Below are 16,148 nucleotides of genomic sequence, written 5' to 3' on the forward strand. Positions count from 1 at the left end.
TCATACGCCGCGCGCAGCTGCGACCACCGCAGCGTTCCACGCCGAGATGCGCTCAGGACGGCCTGCAATGCTCGACCTCGGGATCGAACCGCGCGCCGTCCACTACTCCGGCGACCAGCAACCCGGCCTTTCGCCAGCGTCCGCCCAGCGCCAACCGACCCGCCAGCCTCAGCCGCGACGCGGCATAGCGCAGCGCCGAGCGCCGTCCCTCGTGCCGCCGCTTGGCCAGGATGACGTTGCGGGTCAGATAGCGATGCAGCCGTTCGCGCCGCGCATCCGGCTCGGTTTCGATGGTCAGCCGTCCCGGCGTCGCGCGCACATGCTCGACGCGGCTGGCCGCGACCAGAAAGCCCGGCCCCTCGCGCGACAGCCGCAGCGTATATTCCGTATCGTCGCCCCAGATGAACATGGGCGCCAGCGGCAGGCCGTGCCGCATCACCGCCGCCCGGCTGACCAGCACCGACACGAACGTCGCCTGCCTCACCGGCGCCATACCCTGCTCCAGCCGCTCGCCCCAGGCCGGATAACCCAGCACATTTTCGCGCCGGTCGATCTCGGGCGTATTGGTCAGATGCCCCTCAGGCGACCTGACACTGGAACACAGAAAAGCCGGTGCAATACCGTCCTCGCCCAGCCTCGCTTCGGCCGCCAGCAAGGCCTCCAGCGCATCCGGCGCCGCCAGCACGTCGTCGTCCATCAGCCAGACCCGATCGGCCCCCGCCTCGATCGCCGCGCGGATTCCGGCGTTGAAGCCGCCCGCCCCGCCCGTGTTCACCGGCATCCGCACCACCATCGCCTGCCCCGCCCAGGCGTCGGCCAGCATCTCGGCGGTGCCGTCGTCGCTGGCGTTGTCGACCACCACCACCCCGTCGCAATGCCGCGTCTGGGCGATCAGATGCGCCAGACATTGCTCCAGCAGGGCGCGCCGGTTCCACGTCACCACCACGGCCCACACCGACGCCCTCATGCCGCCATCCGGGCGATGGCCGGCGCCAGCGACTTCTCGACCAGGCTCAGCGCCCGTCCGACCGCCTGGTCCATGTTGTAGTACTGAAAATCGGCCAGCCGTCCGGCGAACCACACCTTGCCGGCCAGCGTCGCCGCCATCGCGCGATATCGCCCCGCCAACGCGCGCGAAGACTCCGTCAGGATCGGATAATAGGGGTCGTTCACGCCCGCCTCATAAGCCATCGGATATTCGGTCACCGTCGCCGTCCTCGGCCCACGCTCGCCGGTCAGGTGGCGGAAATCGGTGATGCGGGTGAAGTCGAAGTCATTGGGATAGTTGACCGTCCCGACCAGCAGGCCGTCCTCGGCATCCACGACCTGATGGTCGAACCGCACGCTGCGATAGGGCAAGGCCCCGACCGACCGGCCGAAATAGTCGTCCAGCGCGCCGCAATAGACCATCCGGTCCCACGACCCCTCCCACACCTGATCCATCGGCGTATTCAGCGACACCGCGATGTTCGAATGGTCCAGCATCCGCTCAAACAGCGCCCCATAGCCGTCGCGCGGCATGGCCTGATAGCGGTCGACGAAATAGCGGTCGTCCCGGCTGACCGCGATCGGCACCCGTGCGGTGACCGAGGCGTCCAGCGCCTCGACCGGCAGACCCCACTGTTTGGCGGTGTATCCGGCGAACACCTTGTCGAAGACATAGTCGCCCAGCCGCCTCAGATCCGGATCGTCCCCCGCCTGTCGCAGGTCATGGATGCTGGGCCGCGCCCCGAAACCGAACCGCTGGACCAGAGCGTGCGTCATCCGCTCGGCCGTTGCTGTGGGAAACAGCGTCTCGATCGAATCCAGATTGAACGGCAGCGGCACCCGCCGCCGGTCCACCTGCCCCTGGACCCGATGGGCGTATGGCCGCCAGGCCGTAAACTGGCTCAGATAGTCGAAGATGCGCCTGCTATTGGTGTGGAACACGTGCGGGCCATAGGGATGGATCAGCCGCCCGCCCGCGTCTCGCCGGTCGTGCGCATTGCCGCCGACATGGTCGCGCCGGTCGATCACCAGCACGCGCTGGTCCAGCCCGCGCGCCAGCCGTTCGGCGACCACCGCCCCGGTGAAACCGGCGCCGACGATCAGCCAGTCATATCGCCGGGACATCGCGCCTCCCGCCGGTCTGGAACAACGCGCCCCAATGCGCCCTCAACCCGATCAGACACGCCACGACCACCGCCGCCTCGCCGATGATCCGCGCGCCCGCCATGCCGACCGCGCCAAGGCCGGGCGCCAGCACCACCGCCGGCCCCAGCGTCGCGACACAGCCCAGCGCCACGATCAGCGCGAACCGTCCATCCATCCGCAGCGGGTTCATCAGATGCAGCCCCAGCACCTGGCTGACGGCCACCAGCGGCAGCACCCAGGCCAGAAGGCGCAGCACCTCAACGGCGCCCGCAAACCCCGGCCCGAACAACAGTCTGATCAGCAGCGGCGCCGCCAGCGACAGCGCCGCCGCCAGCAGCAAGAACGCCCCCGTCGATGCAGCCAGCGTCCACCGCGCCGTGCGAAACGCCGCCGCCGGATCCTGTCCCATCAGTCCGGCGATCCGGGGCGCAATCAGACCCGCCAGCGGCCGCATCAGCGACCCGGACGCCGCGACCAGTCGGTCCGCCGCCCCGTAAAGCGCCGCCTGCGCCGGCCCGGCCAGCGCCGCGACGACCAGAACGCCCGCCCCCGTATAGGCGACGATGACCGCTCGACTGGCAAACAGCGGACCGCCCTGGATCAGGGCGCGCCTCACAAAGCCCCGCTCCGGCGCCTGAACCCTCTGCCGTCGCAGCAGCAGGACGCCGGTCGCGACCAAGCCGGCCCAGACGCCGCCCGCCTGGACGGCCATCGCGCCGCCGACGCTCAAGTCGGGCAGCGCCAGAACGACGCCCGTCGCGGCCAGGGCGAAGCCGACCTCCAGCATCGCCGCCGGACCGGGATCGCGAATACCCTGAAAGAACCACAGCAGGCTGGCCCCCTGCCCGATGCCCAGCACGACCGCCATCGCCACGACGCCGCTCGCGCCTGCCAGAACCGGATTGAAGGCCGCCAAAACCACGCCGACGGCAGCGGCGGGCAGGATCAGCACGCCGCGCATCGCCAGGGCCTGACCGACCAGGACGCCGCGCCCTTCGACCGCTCCGGCGATGTCGCGCGGCCCGGACAGCGATTGCCCGTAATCGACCACCACCGACACGACCAAGGCCAGGGCGATGGCCGAGGCGAACACCCCGAACCCTTCCAGTCCCAATCGTCGCGTCAGAACCGGATAGAGCAGCAGCGGCGAGACATAGCGGGCGACGTGCGCGCCATAGACCCAGCCCGCATCGGCCGCGCCCCGCGCCGACAGCAATCGGTGCCTGCCATCCCCCAATTGTCGCCCCCGCGATCAACCCTGGCGCGAGCTTTAGACACGCAAGGTCGCAATCGCAAGCGCGGGCTCAGCCGGGCGGCTTAGCCGAAACGGCCCTCGGCCCAGCGCGCGGCGAAATAACCGCCGGTCGCCGACAGCATCGTCAGGGTCGTGCCCCAGATCAGGTCGATGATCGTCAGCTTGGTCTGCCACACCGCCAGCGTCGCCTGATTGGTCAGGTCGTAGGTGGCGTAGGCGACGAAGCCCAAGGCCGCCCCATTGATCGCCGCACGCGTCCAATTCCCTTCCTTCAGGGCCGGCGCGATCGCCAGAAACACGGTCCCGGCGATGGAGATCAGATAGAAGGCCACCGCCGCCTTCATGTCCGGCTTGTCGGCCATGATCGGCCCGATGACGGGCTTGTACAGCCGGTTCGTCATGGTGGTCAGCCAGACGAAATCGATGGCTGCAAAGGTCAGGCCGGCCCCGAGATAGGCCGCGACATATTTGATCATCCTCGTCTCCCTTAAGCCGGCTTGAGTCGATAGTGGCTGACCGCCCAGGTGCGGCCCTCGTCGTTTCCGAATAGACCCGCCGTCGCCAGATAGAAGCGCCGCCAGCGACGGGTCCAAAGTTTGGCGTCGTCGCCATAAGTCTCACGCATCAACACCGCGATCCGTGGGGCGTTCCGGTCCATGTTCGCCAGCCAGTCGTTGGCGGTCTTCGCATAGTGACCGCCGTTCCAGGTCCATTCCTGCTCGACCGCGAACAAGTCGGGAAACTGCCGGATCAGGCCGTGGCTGGGCATGACCCCGCCGGTGAAGAAGTGTTGCGCGATGAAGTCGCCGCTGTCGGTGTGATCGAACCGATAGGGCGCGTTGCGGTGCGTGAAGACGTGGATGAACATCCGCCCGTCCGGCGTCAGCCAGCGTCTCGCCTTGGTCAGCAGGGCGCGCCAGTTGGCCATATGCTCGAACATCTCGACCGAGACGATGCGGTCGAACCGCTGCTCGGTGTCGAAGGCGTTCATGTCCTGAGTGATGACCGTCAGATTGGTCAGGCCCCGCGCCGCCGCCTGGGCTTCGATATGGCCGCGCTGGCCGTGGCTGTTCGACACCGCCGTGATCTTCGAATTCGGATAGGTCTCGGCCATCCACAGCGACAGCGAGCCCCAGCCGCAGCCCATTTCCAGGATCGTCTGACCGTCATTCAAATCGGCATGGGCGCAGGTCTCGGCCAGCGCCGCCTCCTCCGCCTGGTCCAGCGTCTCGCGGCCCGTGGGATAGAGGCAGCAGGAGTATTTCAGCCGCTTGCCCAGGCACAGTTGGAAGAACTCGGGCGGCAGTTCGTAATGCTGCTGGTTCGCCGCGTCGGTATGTTCGGCGATGGCGCGCTGTGCCATTTCGCGCGCAAAGGCCGCCTCGTCATGCGGCCCGTCGCGATCCAGACGCTTTCTGGCCTCCGTGACCAGGCTGTCGATCGCCGGCCGCGTCACGAAGTCCGGGAACGGCGCGTCCTGAAGCTGGCGAATGGCGACATTGGTCAGGTTCATCGGCGTCCTCGATCGTCGGATCTTGCTGCAGGCTTGACTGCAATACGACGTCTCGGCCCCGATGGATGCCTGATGGATATCTAACCCCTTGAACACAACCCAAGCGATGCCGAAATCCGCCTCCCGCGACGACCGATTCTGTCGAAAGTGCACCAATTGCACTCTCTTTTTCGAACCCGGCTCGCCGTCGGTTCAGACGAATTAGACGAATTAGACTCTGTTTTTCGCCTTCACCGTCTGAAATCGCCGCGTCGGATCGACGCCGCGTCTTGCCCCCCGCCCGCCCCCGCGTTAGGCGTGGTCAAAAGCCGATATTCATCAGGCAGTGAAAAAAGGGAGAGCGATGGGAAAGATCTACGCTGACGTCACGTCCGCGCTGGAGGGCCTGACCTTCGACGGTATGACGGTCATGTCCGGCGGCTTCGGCCTGTGCGGCATCCCCGAGAACCTGATCGCCGCCCTGCGCGACAGCGGCGTCAAGGGCCTGACGGTCATCTCCAACAACGCCGGCGTCGACGGCTTCGGCCTGGGCCAACTGCTGGGCACCCGCCAGATCGCCAAGATGATCAGTTCTTACGTCGGTGAGAACAAGGAGTTCGAGCGCCAGTATCTCGCCGGCGAGCTTGAGCTGGAGTTCAACCCGCAAGGCACTCTGGCCGAGCGAATCCGGGCAGGCGGCGCGGGCATCCCCGCCTTCTTCACCGCCACCGGCGTCGGCACCCTGGTCGCCGAGGGCAAGGAGGTCCGCAACTTCAACGGCCGCGACTACGTCATGGAGACCGGCCTGGTCGCCGACCTGTCCATCGTCAAGGCCTGGAAGGCCGACGAGCGCGGCAACCTCGTCTTCCGCAAGACCGCCCGCAACTTCAACCCGATGATGGCCACGGCCGGCAAGGTCACGGTCGTCGAGGTCGAGGAGATCGTCCCCGTCGGCGCGCTCGATCCCGACCACATCCACACGCCCGGCGTCTATGTCGACCGCCTGGTCCAGACCGTGTCCGAAAAGCGCATCGAACAGCGCACCGTCCGTCAACGTGCCGCCGGCGCCGCCGCCGGATCGGAGGTCTGATCATGCCCCGCACCCGTGAACAACTCGCCGAACGCGCCGCCCAGGAACTGCAGGACGGCTTCTATGTGAACCTGGGCATCGGCATCCCGACCCTGGTCGCCAACTACATCCCCGTCGGCATGACCGTGACCCTGCAATCCGAGAACGGCATGCTGGGCATGGGGCCCTTCCCCTATGAGGGCGACGAGGACCCCGACCTGATCAACGCCGGCAAGCAGACGATCACCGAGATCCCGGAGTCGTCCTACTTCTCCAGCGCCGACAGCTTCGCCATGATCCGTGGCGGCCATATCAACCTGTCGATCTTGGGTGCGATGGAAGTGGCCCAGAACGGCGACATCGCCAACTGGATGATCCCCGGCAAGCTGGTGAAGGGCATGGGCGGCGCCATGGACCTGGTCGCCGGCGTCAAACGCGTGGTCGTCGTCATGGAACACGCCAACAAGCACGGCCAGTCCAAGGTGCTGAAAGCCTGCACCCTGCCCCTGACCGGCACCGGCGTCGTCAGCCGCATCATCACCGACCTCGCCACCTTCGACGTCAAGCAGGACGGCGCTGGCCTCGAGCTGATCGAACTGGCCGACGGCGTCACCCTCGACGAAGTCGCCGCCAAGACCGAGGCGGCCTATTCGGTTTCTAAGGAGCTCACGAAGGCCTGACCGATGGCGGCGATGACGACGTGCCCGATGATTGCTCGACGTGAGGAGGGCACGTCGGCACGGCGTCTGCCGAAGTCTGTAATCCGCCGACCACGATCTGGATGACGGGTTCGTTCCAACGTTCGTAGCCGACCATCCCCGAGGGCACAGTGCAGACTGAAGTTTCGGCAGGCCCCCGCGCCTGCCCGCCCACATATCTGACGATGAAACCGGAATACTTCAGCCCCTCGCCCTGACTATTCTCGACCTTCAGCACCGAACCCACATCTTGGCGCGCATGCAGTCCAAACCTGATCGTTCCGGGCGCCGCCTCATTCAGCGGGCCGCGTGAACCCTCGGCAGGCGGCAGGACATCGCCAATATCGATGCGGTCGACCTTGATTAGGTCGTAGGTTCCATTCGCATTGCGACGCAGCGTCGCCCGCTCACCTATGGCGACATTGAGCGTGCCTTGCACGAAGCCGGACCGCCGACCTTCGAACTGTTGCGGTGTAGCGGGATATGCCGGCTGGGCGTCCTGCATGAGGAACCCTGCCATCAAGGCGGCCAGTAGCATGATGATCTCCAGTTGCAAGCCAGCTAGCCTGCATCGCCTCAGATCCGTCAAGCGGCGATGATTGAGAAGATCGCGCTAGTGGCCGAGGTCGATTGGGCAGCGCCGGTGATCCTAGGCGTCTAGCCGGCGGTAGGCTGCGCCCACAAAGGCTATCGTCAGCGGGGCCTGCAAGCCTGTCAGCACGACGGCGAAGACGATCCAGCCCGCCGCCCCCGACAGCAGCCCCGCGCCCCACAGCAACACCAGCGCGATCTTCGGCGCCGCCGTCACGACAAGCCCGACCAGCAGGGGCCAGAAGCCGCCGCGCGCGATGCTCATGCTTTGCAGCGACACCATCTGCCCGCGCCCGATCGTCGCCGGCGCGAACAGGGACAGGCGCACAGCCAAGGCGATGACGGCGAACAGGGCGAAGGTCGTGACGACCGCCAGCAGGATCAGCTTCCATGCCGGCCCCACCGCGCTCCACTGGCGCATCTCGATGGCCTGGGCGTTCAACTCGGCCATGCCGAACACGGCCAGCAAGACCAGGGCCACGACCGACAAGATCATGGCGAGAAAGATCGCGCACAGCAGACCGGCGCCCAGCAGCCGCACCTCTGGCCGTCCGCACTGCAACCCGACCGGCCCCAGGCCCAGGCGTCGCGCGGCGGCCAGATCGTCGGTGATGGCGATCCGCGCCAGCGCGCCCGCCAGCACCAGGGTCGAGGCCAGGGCGCACGCCGCCCAGATCAGGCCCGCCGGGCCCGTCGCCAGCGGCTTGAGGCTCCAGACCACGGCCGCCAGCACGATCGCGCCGCAAGCCCCGCGCCACAGGCGAGGCAAGGCGCGAACCGCCGCCGACAGCGTCTCGCCCAGTCGCAAAATCCGATGCTCGCCCAATCTACGCCCCCGATGACCGGCGGCGGATATAGCAGGGGGCCATGACACCGCGCCACCCGCCCGCTAGAAGGCCGCGATGAGCGCTTCCCCCTCTCCTTCCCCCATCCACGTCATCGGCGGCGGCCTGGCCGGCTCCGAGGCCGCCTGGCAGATCGCCCAGGCCGGCGTGCCCGTCATCCTGCACGAGATGCGCGGCGTGCCCGGCGTCAAGACCGACGCCCACCACACCGATGGCCTGGCCGAGCTGGTCTGCTCCAACTCCTTCCGCTCGGACGACTGGCAGTTCAATGCGGTCGGCCTGCTGCACGCCGAGATGCGGGCGCTGGATTCGGTCATCATGGCCTGCGGCGACATCAACCAGGTGCCGGCCGGGGGCGCCCTGGCCGTGGACCGGGACGCCTTTTCCCAGGCGGTGACCGCCAGACTGACCGCCCACCCCCTGGTCACGATCGTGCGCGAAGAGATCGCCGGCCTGCCGCCGCAGGAGTGGGACAATGTCATCGTCGCCACCGGCCCCCTGACCTCCCCTGCCCTGGCCGACGCCATCCTGAAGGCGACGGGCGAGGAGTCCTTGAGCTTTTTCGACGCCATCGCCCCCATCGTTCACGCCGATTCCATCGACTTCGACATCGCCTGGCGTCAGTCGCGCTATGACAAGGAAGGTCCGGGCGGCGACGCCGCCGCCTACGTCAACTGCCCGATGGACAAGGCCCAGTACGAGGCCTTCATCGACGCCCTGCTGAGCGGTCCCAAGGCCGAGTTCAAGGACTGGGAACACGTCCCCTATTTCGACGGCTGCCTGCCCATCGAAGTCATGGCCGAGCGCGGTCGCGAGACCCTGCGGCACGGCCCGATGAAGCCGGTCGGCCTAACCAATCCGCGCGACCCGCTGGTCAAGGCCTACGCCATCGTCCAGCTGCGCCAGGACAATGCGCTCGGCACCCTGTTCAACATGGTCGGCTTCCAGACCAAGCTGAAGCACGGGGCGCAGGCCGAGATCTTCCGCATGATACCGGGGCTTCAGAACGCCCAGTTCGCGCGTCTGGGCGGCCTGCACCGCAACACCTATCTGAACAGTCCCCAGTTGCTGGACAAGCAACTGCGGCTGAAGGCCATGCCGCGCCTGCGTTTCGCGGGTCAGGTGACAGGGGTGGAGGGCTATGTCGAAAGCGCGGCCATGGGCCTGCTGACCGGCCGCCTCGCCGCCGCCCAGGCCCTGGGTCGCGACCTGGCCCCGCCGCCGCCCGAGACCGCCATGGGCGCCCTGGTCGAGCACATCACCGGCGGGCATCTGGCGGGATCGAAGTTCCAGCCGATGAACATCAACTACGGCCTGCTGCCGCCGCTCGAGGCGCCCAAGGTCGACGAGGCCGGCGTCAAGATCCCGCTGAAGAAACGCGGCCGCGCCAAGAAGCGGCTGATGAGTCTTCGGGCGATGGAAAGCCTGAAGGCCTGGCGCGACGCGGGCTGATTTCTGAGGGTCGGCCGCTCAGCGCAGTTCGGGCAAGCCCAGCCTGAACTCCAGCGTCATTGCGCCCAGCAGGATGACGCCCACGCCCATCAGCACCCAGGCCTGGGTCAGGTCGGCCATGTGGTCGCGCAGCACGCCGGCGCCCAGCGGCGACAGGCTGGCGATGATGTAGCCGCCGCCCTGAACGAAGGCGAGCAGATCGCCGGAACGGGCGGGATCGTCGATCTGGTCCATGGCCAGTATCAGGCTGAGCGGGAAGATCGCGCCGATGCCGAGGCCCAGGAGGATCACGATCGGCACGGCAAAGCTGAGGGGCGCGACCACGAGACCGGCCAGACCCGCCAGGGCGAGCAGAAGCGCCGTCAGGATCGGTCCGCGTCGATCCGGGAAGCGCCCGATGGTCAGCGACACCAGCAGGCCGGCCGTCACTTCCGCCGCCGTCATACCGCTGAGCAGATAGCCAGCGGTGGCCCTCGGCTCGCCCAGGTCGATGTAGAAGGGCGGCAGCCAGGCCAACATCAATGTATAGGCCGATGTCCCTAGCCCCATGATCAGGATCAGCCGCCACGCCCGCCCCTGACGCCAGAACGGCAGCTCGGGGTCCGTCGCCTCGACCACCGCGGCACTATCCGGCTCTTCGGCTGCGGGGTCGCGCGACGCCGCCAGCCAGACCAATGCAGCGACAAAGGCCGGCGTGCTCCACAGCGCCAGCGTCCCGGCCCAGCCGATCGTCTCGGCGAGACCTGCCGCCGTGGCCGCCGCGACGGCGGCGCCGCCCATGATGCCGGTGGTGTAGAGCGCCATGACCGTGCCGAACTGCGCCGGAAACGCTCGTTTGATGACGACGGGCGCCAAGGCCTGGATCAAGGCGACGCCGACCCCGACAACCACGGCGCTGGCGATCAGGCCGGTCGCGCCGGTCAACACCGCCCGCACCAGGCAGGCCCCGCCGATCAGCAGCGCGCCCAGCAAGATGCCGCGCCGCTCGCCCAGTCGCCGACGCAATGGGCGAATCGACAGGGCGCCCAGACCGATCATCAGCACGGGCAGAGTGGTCAGCAGGCTGGCGGCGGTCGACCCTATGCCCGTCGCGCCCTCGATCAGATCCAGCAGCGGCCCCACCGCCGCCATCGCCGGCCGCAGATTCAGCGCCAGGGCGACGATGGCCGCCAGCAACAGCAGCGAAGCGCCGCGCGCGGGCGTGGCGTCAGATCGTGCGGTCATGGTGGGGACTCCGACTGAAAATCGCGCTAGTCTCTCGACCTCAAGTATCTCGATGTCAAGATAACCATGCCAGATAGAGCTTCTCGCGCCGCCGCCCAATGGGCCGTGCAACGCCCCGACCTGGACATGTTGCCGATGGAGGTGCTGGGACGCCTAAACGAGGCGTCGCAACTGGTGATCCGCGAGCGCCAGACGCCGTTGTTCGCGCGCTATGGTTTGCAGCACGGCGAGTTCGACGTGCTGGCGACGCTGCGCCGATCCGGCGAACGCGAGGGCCTGACGCCGACGGCGCTGTTCGAGGCGGCGATGATGTCGTCCGGCGGCATGACCGCGCGGATCGACCGGCTGGAAAAGGCGGGCTGGGTCGAGCGGCGCCCGCATCCAAGCGACCGACGGGCGACCCTGGTCCGCCTGACGGACAGGGGTTTCGACCTGATCGAGACGATCATGCCCAGCCACCAGGATACAGCCAAAGAGGCCTTGAGCGGCCTGTCTCGAGAGGATCAGAAAACGCTAAACGCCCTGCTGACCCGCTTGATCGCCGGCCTGAACGGCTAGGTCAGATCCGGCCGCGCAGCACGGCCCAGAGCAGGCGCAGCCGCTTCAACGGCTCCGGCTGGTCCGGATCGGTCAGGGCGGCGTGAGCCACGGCCGGGAATCCCTCGGGCGGCAGGCGTTTCAACGCCGCATTGGCGGCGGATTTCTGGGACGCCGCCTCCTGGCGGCGGCCGGTCTGCGTCAGCCCCCAGACGCGGGCCGCATCCGCCACGGCGGCGTCATGCCCCTGCCCTGCCAGCACACGCGTCGCGACCTGCATCGGGCCGACGTAGAAGGCGTCGAGATCGTGCGGCTGTTCGCGCACGCGGCCGATGTGGGCGTCGATCAAGGCGTCGAACGGCGCGCGGTCCAGGCCGTGACGCGCGACGAGATCAGTCAGGGCTTCCAGCACCGGATGACCTTTGCGTGGCACGCCGGCGAAAACGCCGTCCATCTGTTCCGCCCACCAGGTGTAGCGCATCTCGGCCAGCAGCGGCTGGGTCACGCGCGTGGGGATGGTCATCAGCTCGGCTTCGAAGGCGTACAGCGTGATCAGGTCGGCGCGGGCGCGGTCATCCGCGACCAGGCGACCGGACAGCCAGCGGTCGAGGTCGGCGGTGCGGACCTGTTGGTCGAGCGTATCCGCAGTCTCGGTCAAGCGGCGCGCGACACCGCGAAATCGGCCAGGTCTTCCAGCGCGGCGCGCCAGTCGCTGGACGGCAGAACCGACAGGGCGGCCTTGGCCTGATCGGCATAGTCGCCGGCGAGATCCAGGGTCGCGCCGATGGCGCCCGAGCCGATGATGAGTTCGCGCGCGCGGGTGAAGTCTTCCGGCGTCCGCTCGCCCTTGGTCACGGTGCGCTCCCAGAAGGCTTCCTCGCGGCCGCGCGTGCGGGCGACCGCCAGAAGCAGCGGCAGGGTCGCTTTGCCCTCGTTGAAATCGTCGCCGGCGTTCTTGCCCAAGGCCTCGGCCGTCGCGCCGTAGTCCAGCGCGTCGTCCGCCAGTTGGAAGGCGATGCCCAACGCCATACCGTAATCGCGCAAAGCCTTGATCGCGGCCGGATCGGCGCCGGCGCCCACCGCGCCCGCCTCGGCTGCGGCGGCGAACAGTTCGGCGGTCTTGGCCGAGATGATCTGCAGATAGGTGGCCTGGTCCAGATTCAGGTCGTGGGCGCGCGTCAGCTGCAGCACCTCGCCCTCCGAGATCACGCGCGAAGCCTCGGCCAGAATGCCCAGGGCGCGCATCGAATCCGTCTCGACCATCAGTTCGAAGGCGCGGGCGAACAGGAAGTCGCCGACCAGGACGCTGGTGGGCGCGCCCCAAATCAGGTGGGCCGCGACCTTGCCGCGACGCAGTTCGGACGCATCGACGATGTCGTCATGCAGCAGGGTGGCGGTGTGGATGAACTCGACCGCAGCGGCCAGCTTGCGCGGTGCCACGATGTCGTCCGTCGCGCCCACGGCGCGCGCCGCGGCGACGGTCATCAGGGGGCGCAGACGCTTGCCGCCCGCCGACACCAGATGTTCGGCCAGTTTCGGAATGATCGGCACGTCCGACTGCATCCGATCCAGGATCAGGGCGTCCACGGCCGCCATATCGACCTCAGCCAGCCGGACAAGGGCGTTGACGTCCCCCTTCGGGCGGTGAGCGGCGGCGATGGCGACGTCCAAACGAATACTCTTTCACTGGCGCGGCGGGCCGCGGGAATGGCTTTTTGCGGCCGGGCCGGCTTGCCCCCGCGAGTTGCGGCGCACAATGATGTTCGACCCCTTGAGGGTCAAGGAGATTGAGGCTTGGAGCCGGTCGAAACCCTGCCGACGACGATCGTCGAGAACGGCCTGTTGAACGGCCGGGTGCGCTTGCGTCAACCCGCGCGCGGCTATCGCGCCGGGATGGATGCGGCTTTGCTGGCAGCGGCGGTCCCGGCCGAGGCAGGCCAGAGCGTGATCGAGGCAGGCTGCGGGGCGGGCGCGGTCCTGATGCAGATCGCGTCGCGACGACCGGGCGTGAGCCTGACGGGCGTGGAGCGCGATCCGGCGATGGCGGCGCTGGCGACCGAGAATGCGGCGCTGAACAGCACAGCTGGATCCGTCGTGATTCGTCAGGGCGACGTGGCGGCGGGATTTCGGGCCCTGGGCGTGGAGCCAGCCGACTGGGCCATATCCAATCCCCCCTTCTTCGATGACGCCACGGCTTTGCGCGCCCCTGCCGAGGGCAAGCGGGGCGCCTGGATGGCCGACGACGGGCTGAAGGCGTGGACCGATTTCCTGTTGAAGGCGGTGAAGGAAGGCGGGCGCATCGTGGTCGTTCACCGCGCCGACCGACTGGCCGATCTGCTGGCTCTGCTGGGCGAAAAGGCGGGGTCGTTCGCCGTGCGGCCCATCCATCCCTTCGCGGACGAGCCGGCCAAGCGGGTTCTGGTGCACGCCATCAAGACCGGACGCGCGCCGCTGCGTCTACTGCCGCCGCTGATCCTGCATGATCGCGATGGCGGCAAGCACACCCCCCAGGCCGAGGCCATCCTGCGCGGCGAGGCGTCGCTGGGATGGTGATCGGGTGGTCAATCGCCACCGGAACGCCTAAATGCCGCCTCCTGACGAAATCGAGCCCGCCCCGTGTCACCCGACGACCTTCCGCATGATCTTCAAGACGGCCTGATCGCCGTCGGCGAGGCCGCGCGCGACCTGCGCGAGCCGTGGTGGATCTTCGGCGGAGCGGCGATGGCGCTCTATGGCCTGACCGACATCCATGTGCCCGACATCGACGTGCTGTGCGCGCCGCGCGATGCGCGCAACCTGCTGGGCGCGCTGGGCGGCATGGTGATACCCGATCCGGGCGAAGGCCTGTTCCGCTCCGCCGTTTTCGGGCGCGCGCCGGATCAGCCGATCCTGGTCGAGGTCATGGCCGATCTGGAGACCCGCGACGGCGGCGACTGGACCCCGGTCGCCTTCGGCTCGCGCCGCCGCGTCTTCGTCGAGGACACGCCCCTGTTCGTCCCGGACATCCGGGACCACATCGCCCTGTATCGCCTGTTCGGCCGCCCCAAGGATCTGGCGCGCGTCGAACAGCTTGAACGACTGATCGCCTGAATGCCTTTCCCCTTCCAGATTTCCGCCACCGAGGGCCGCGCCCGCACCGGGGTGTTGAAGACCGCGCGCGGCGACATCCGCACCCCCGCCTTCATGCCGGTCGGCACCGCCGCCACGGTCAAGGCCATGACGGTGGATCAGGTCAAGGCGACCGGCGCCGACATCCTGCTGGGCAACACCTATCACCTGATGCTGCGCCCTGGGCCCGAGCGGATGGAGCGTCTGGGCGGGCTTCACAGGTTCATGGGCTGGGACAAGCCGATCCTGACCGACAGCGGCGGGTTCCAGGTCATGTCCCTGGCCGGCATCTCCAAGGTCAAGGAGGAGGCCGTGACCTTCTCCAGCCACATCGACGGCTCCAAACACGTCCTGACGCCCGAGCGGTCGATCGAAATCCAGGCCGACCGGATCGGCGCCGACATCTCGATGCAGCTGGACCAGTGCGTCGCCTATCCGGCCGAGAAGGACGCCGCCAGAAAGGCGATGGAGCTGTCGATCCGCTGGGGCGCGCGGTCCAAGGCCCGTTTCGGCGACCGTGAAAACCAGGCCCTGTTCGGCATCCAGCAGGGGTCGACCTTCGAGGACTTGCGCCGCCAATCATCGGAGCAACTGCAAGAGATCGGCTTCGACGGCTACGCCATCGGCGGTCTGGCGGTCGGCGAAGGCCACCAGGCCATGTGCGAGGTGCTGGACTATGCGCCGGAAATGCTGCCGGCCGACCGTCCGCGCTATCTGATGGGGGTAGGCAAGCCGGTGGATCTGGTCGAGGCGGTGTATCGCGGCGTGGACATGTTCGACTGTGTCCTGCCGACCCGCGCCGGCCGTCACGGTCAGGCCTGGACCTGGGATGGCCCGCTGAACCTGAAGAACGCCCGCTTCGCCGAGGATCAGGACCCGCTGGACCCGACCATCGATGGCCCGTCATCGTCGTATTCGAAGGCCTATCTGCACCACCTGATCCGCGCCGACGAAATCCTCGGCAAGGTGCTGCTGAGCTGGCACAACATCGCCTTTTATCAGGCGCTGACGGCGGCCATGCGTGCGGCGATTTCGGAGGGTCGGTTCGAGCAGTTCAGGCGCGACCTTCACGCCCGCCACACGTCGAACGGCTGACGCCTAAGGGTGCGGTCTGAACCAACTGGGCGCCGCCGGCGGCGCGCAGTTCCGCTGCATGCCCATGCCCTTCAGGAAGGCGCGGCGCATCCGGCCGGACTGGATGGCCGATTGAACGTGCTTTGAGTGCTGTTCGGCGCCGCTCAATCGACGAATCCAGTTTCGGCCGGGAATAAAGTCGGTCGTCGTGTCGCGAATGGCGTTCAGCGCCGCCTTGGCCGCCGCATCCGCCGCCCGCTCGCTGAGATAAGAGCCGTCCTGACGCGGCGGTTCGTCCGTGTCGGGTCCCAGCGCTTCGTCGAGCCTTGCGACCTCTGCGCCGATTGTCGTGCACTGATTCAGATTGCGCAGGTCGTAGGGATTGGCTTCGGCCTGAAGCAGCACCGTCGGGATCATCTGACGGCGCAGGTTGAAGTCTTCCAGCGGCGCCGTGGCCGCCGCCGCAAAGCCCGCCCCGACCTGTTCGGCGCCGCCCATCGCCGACCGACCGGCATTGCAACCGCAAAGCGCAACAAGACTGACTACGAGAAGAAGGCGTTTCATGGGTGGGCTTAGACCACGCCTGCGCTGGTGATTAAAGCGTAGCGGCGGAAGCGGTCGGTAACGAAGAATTCTCTGATTTCAGGTCACTTTGACCGGTCGTTGGAGT

18 protein-coding genes are annotated in these 16,148 nt (G+C 67.7%); 7 read left to right on the top strand and 11 right to left on the bottom strand.

All coding sequences use genetic code 11. The features are described from left to right. Positions 1–52 precede the first annotated feature (52 nt). From E7T10_RS12310 to E7T10_RS12330, 5 genes are all read right to left on the bottom strand, one after another. On the bottom strand, positions 53–967 hold the full coding sequence (locus tag E7T10_RS12310; protein WP_137722019.1) for a glycosyltransferase: 915 nt from the start codon (positions 965–967) through the stop codon (positions 53–55). Further along, positions 964–2,112: a UDP-galactopyranose mutase gene (glf, locus tag E7T10_RS12315; protein WP_137722020.1), complete on the bottom strand. Its 1,149-nt coding sequence runs from the start codon at positions 2,110–2,112 to the stop codon at positions 964–966. The genes E7T10_RS12310 and glf overlap by 4 nt, the downstream gene beginning before the upstream one ends. After that, positions 2,096–3,349, bottom strand: coding sequence for an oligosaccharide flippase family protein (locus E7T10_RS12320; RefSeq protein WP_210416096.1), 1,254 nt, complete (start codon positions 3,347–3,349; stop codon positions 2,096–2,098). Before E7T10_RS12320 ends, glf begins: the two co-directional genes overlap by 17 nt. A gap of 101 nt (positions 3,350–3,450) precedes the next feature. Continuing rightward, complete coding sequence (locus E7T10_RS12325) at positions 3,451–3,864, bottom strand: DUF2177 family protein (protein ID WP_066626091.1); 414 nt, start codon at positions 3,862–3,864, stop codon at positions 3,451–3,453. An 11-nt stretch (positions 3,865–3,875) separates the two neighbouring features. Beyond that, a complete protein-coding gene (locus E7T10_RS12330) occupies positions 3,876–4,901 on the bottom strand; it encodes a cyclopropane-fatty-acyl-phospholipid synthase family protein (protein ID WP_137722022.1) in 1,026 nt (341 codons plus the stop codon). Positions 4,902–5,244: 343 nt separating this feature from the next. On the opposite strand from E7T10_RS12330, the gene E7T10_RS12335 reads away from it, so the two are divergent. Together E7T10_RS12335 and E7T10_RS12340 are read left to right on the top strand one after the other, a co-directional pair. Then, positions 5,245–5,970 (top strand): CoA transferase subunit A, encoded by a 726-nt coding sequence (locus E7T10_RS12335; protein ID WP_137722023.1) that lies wholly within the window; start codon positions 5,245–5,247, stop codon positions 5,968–5,970. Positions 5,971–5,972: 2 nt separating this feature from the next. Further along, positions 5,973–6,629 (top strand): 3-oxoacid CoA-transferase subunit B, encoded by a 657-nt coding sequence (locus tag E7T10_RS12340; RefSeq protein WP_137722024.1) that lies wholly within the window; start codon positions 5,973–5,975, stop codon positions 6,627–6,629. Here the strand turns inward: E7T10_RS12340 and E7T10_RS12345 are convergent. Together E7T10_RS12345 and E7T10_RS12350 are read right to left on the bottom strand one after the other, a co-directional pair. Next, positions 6,616–7,203 carry a hypothetical protein gene (locus E7T10_RS12345; RefSeq protein ID WP_137722025.1) on the bottom strand — a complete coding sequence of 196 codons (588 nt, stop codon included), beginning with the start codon at positions 7,201–7,203 and terminating at the stop codon, positions 6,616–6,618. The two genes, E7T10_RS12340 and E7T10_RS12345, sit on opposite strands and share 14 nt — an antisense overlap. A gap of 93 nt (positions 7,204–7,296) precedes the next feature. Continuing rightward, positions 7,297–8,064 carry a hypothetical protein gene (locus E7T10_RS12350; protein WP_137722026.1) on the bottom strand — a complete coding sequence of 256 codons (768 nt, stop codon included), beginning with the start codon at positions 8,062–8,064 and terminating at the stop codon, positions 7,297–7,299. A 76-nt stretch (positions 8,065–8,140) separates the two neighbouring features. Here E7T10_RS12350 and trmFO point away from each other — a divergent pair, with 76 nt between their 5' ends. Then, positions 8,141–9,535 (top strand): methylenetetrahydrofolate--tRNA-(uracil(54)-C(5))-methyltransferase (FADH(2)-oxidizing) TrmFO, encoded by a 1,395-nt coding sequence (gene trmFO / locus E7T10_RS12355; protein ID WP_137722027.1) that lies wholly within the window; start codon positions 8,141–8,143, stop codon positions 9,533–9,535. A gap of 18 nt (positions 9,536–9,553) precedes the next feature. Here the strand turns inward: trmFO and E7T10_RS12360 are convergent, their stop codons facing one another. Beyond that, on the bottom strand, positions 9,554–10,759 hold the full coding sequence (locus E7T10_RS12360; RefSeq protein WP_137722028.1) for an MFS transporter: 1,206 nt from the start codon (positions 10,757–10,759) through the stop codon (positions 9,554–9,556). 66 nt (positions 10,760–10,825) lie between these two features. Here E7T10_RS12360 and E7T10_RS12365 point away from each other — a divergent pair, with 66 nt between their 5' ends. After that, entirely contained in the window at positions 10,826–11,317 is a 492-nt protein-coding gene (locus E7T10_RS12365) for a MarR family winged helix-turn-helix transcriptional regulator (RefSeq protein WP_137722029.1), read from the top strand. Position 11,318: 1 nt separating this feature from the next. Here the strand turns inward: E7T10_RS12365 and E7T10_RS12370 are convergent, their stop codons facing one another. Together E7T10_RS12370 and E7T10_RS12375 are read right to left on the bottom strand one after the other, a co-directional pair. After that, a complete protein-coding gene (locus E7T10_RS12370) occupies positions 11,319–11,954 on the bottom strand; it encodes a squalene/phytoene synthase family protein (RefSeq protein WP_137722030.1) in 636 nt (211 codons plus the stop codon). Beyond that, positions 11,951–12,892: a polyprenyl synthetase family protein gene (locus E7T10_RS12375; protein WP_055753370.1), complete on the bottom strand. Its 942-nt coding sequence runs from the start codon at positions 12,890–12,892 to the stop codon at positions 11,951–11,953. Before E7T10_RS12375 ends, E7T10_RS12370 begins: the two co-directional genes overlap by 4 nt. A gap of 198 nt (positions 12,893–13,090) precedes the next feature. Here E7T10_RS12375 and E7T10_RS12380 point away from each other — a divergent pair, with 198 nt between their 5' ends. The 3 genes from E7T10_RS12380 (at position 13,091) to tgt (ending at position 15,499) form a co-directional block, all read left to right on the top strand. Further along, positions 13,091–13,849 (top strand): tRNA1(Val) (adenine(37)-N6)-methyltransferase, encoded by a 759-nt coding sequence (locus tag E7T10_RS12380; protein ID WP_137722031.1) that lies wholly within the window; start codon positions 13,091–13,093, stop codon positions 13,847–13,849. Between the two features lie 63 nt (positions 13,850–13,912). Next, positions 13,913–14,386, top strand: coding sequence for a hypothetical protein (locus E7T10_RS12385; RefSeq protein WP_137722032.1), 474 nt, complete (start codon positions 13,913–13,915; stop codon positions 14,384–14,386). Beyond that, a complete protein-coding gene (tgt, locus tag E7T10_RS12390; protein ID WP_137722033.1) occupies positions 14,387–15,499 on the top strand; it encodes a tRNA guanosine(34) transglycosylase Tgt in 1,113 nt (370 codons plus the stop codon). A 3-nt stretch (positions 15,500–15,502) separates the two neighbouring features. Here tgt and E7T10_RS12395 read toward each other — a convergent pair whose 3' ends face one another. Beyond that, positions 15,503–16,042, bottom strand: a complete 540-nt coding sequence (locus E7T10_RS12395; protein WP_137722034.1) for a hypothetical protein — start codon at positions 16,040–16,042, stop codon at positions 15,503–15,505. Positions 16,043–16,148 lie beyond the last annotated feature (106 nt).

It is taken from the genome of Brevundimonas sp. SGAir0440 (assembly GCF_005484585.1).
Taxonomy (GTDB): Bacteria; Pseudomonadota; Alphaproteobacteria; order Caulobacterales; family Caulobacteraceae; genus Brevundimonas.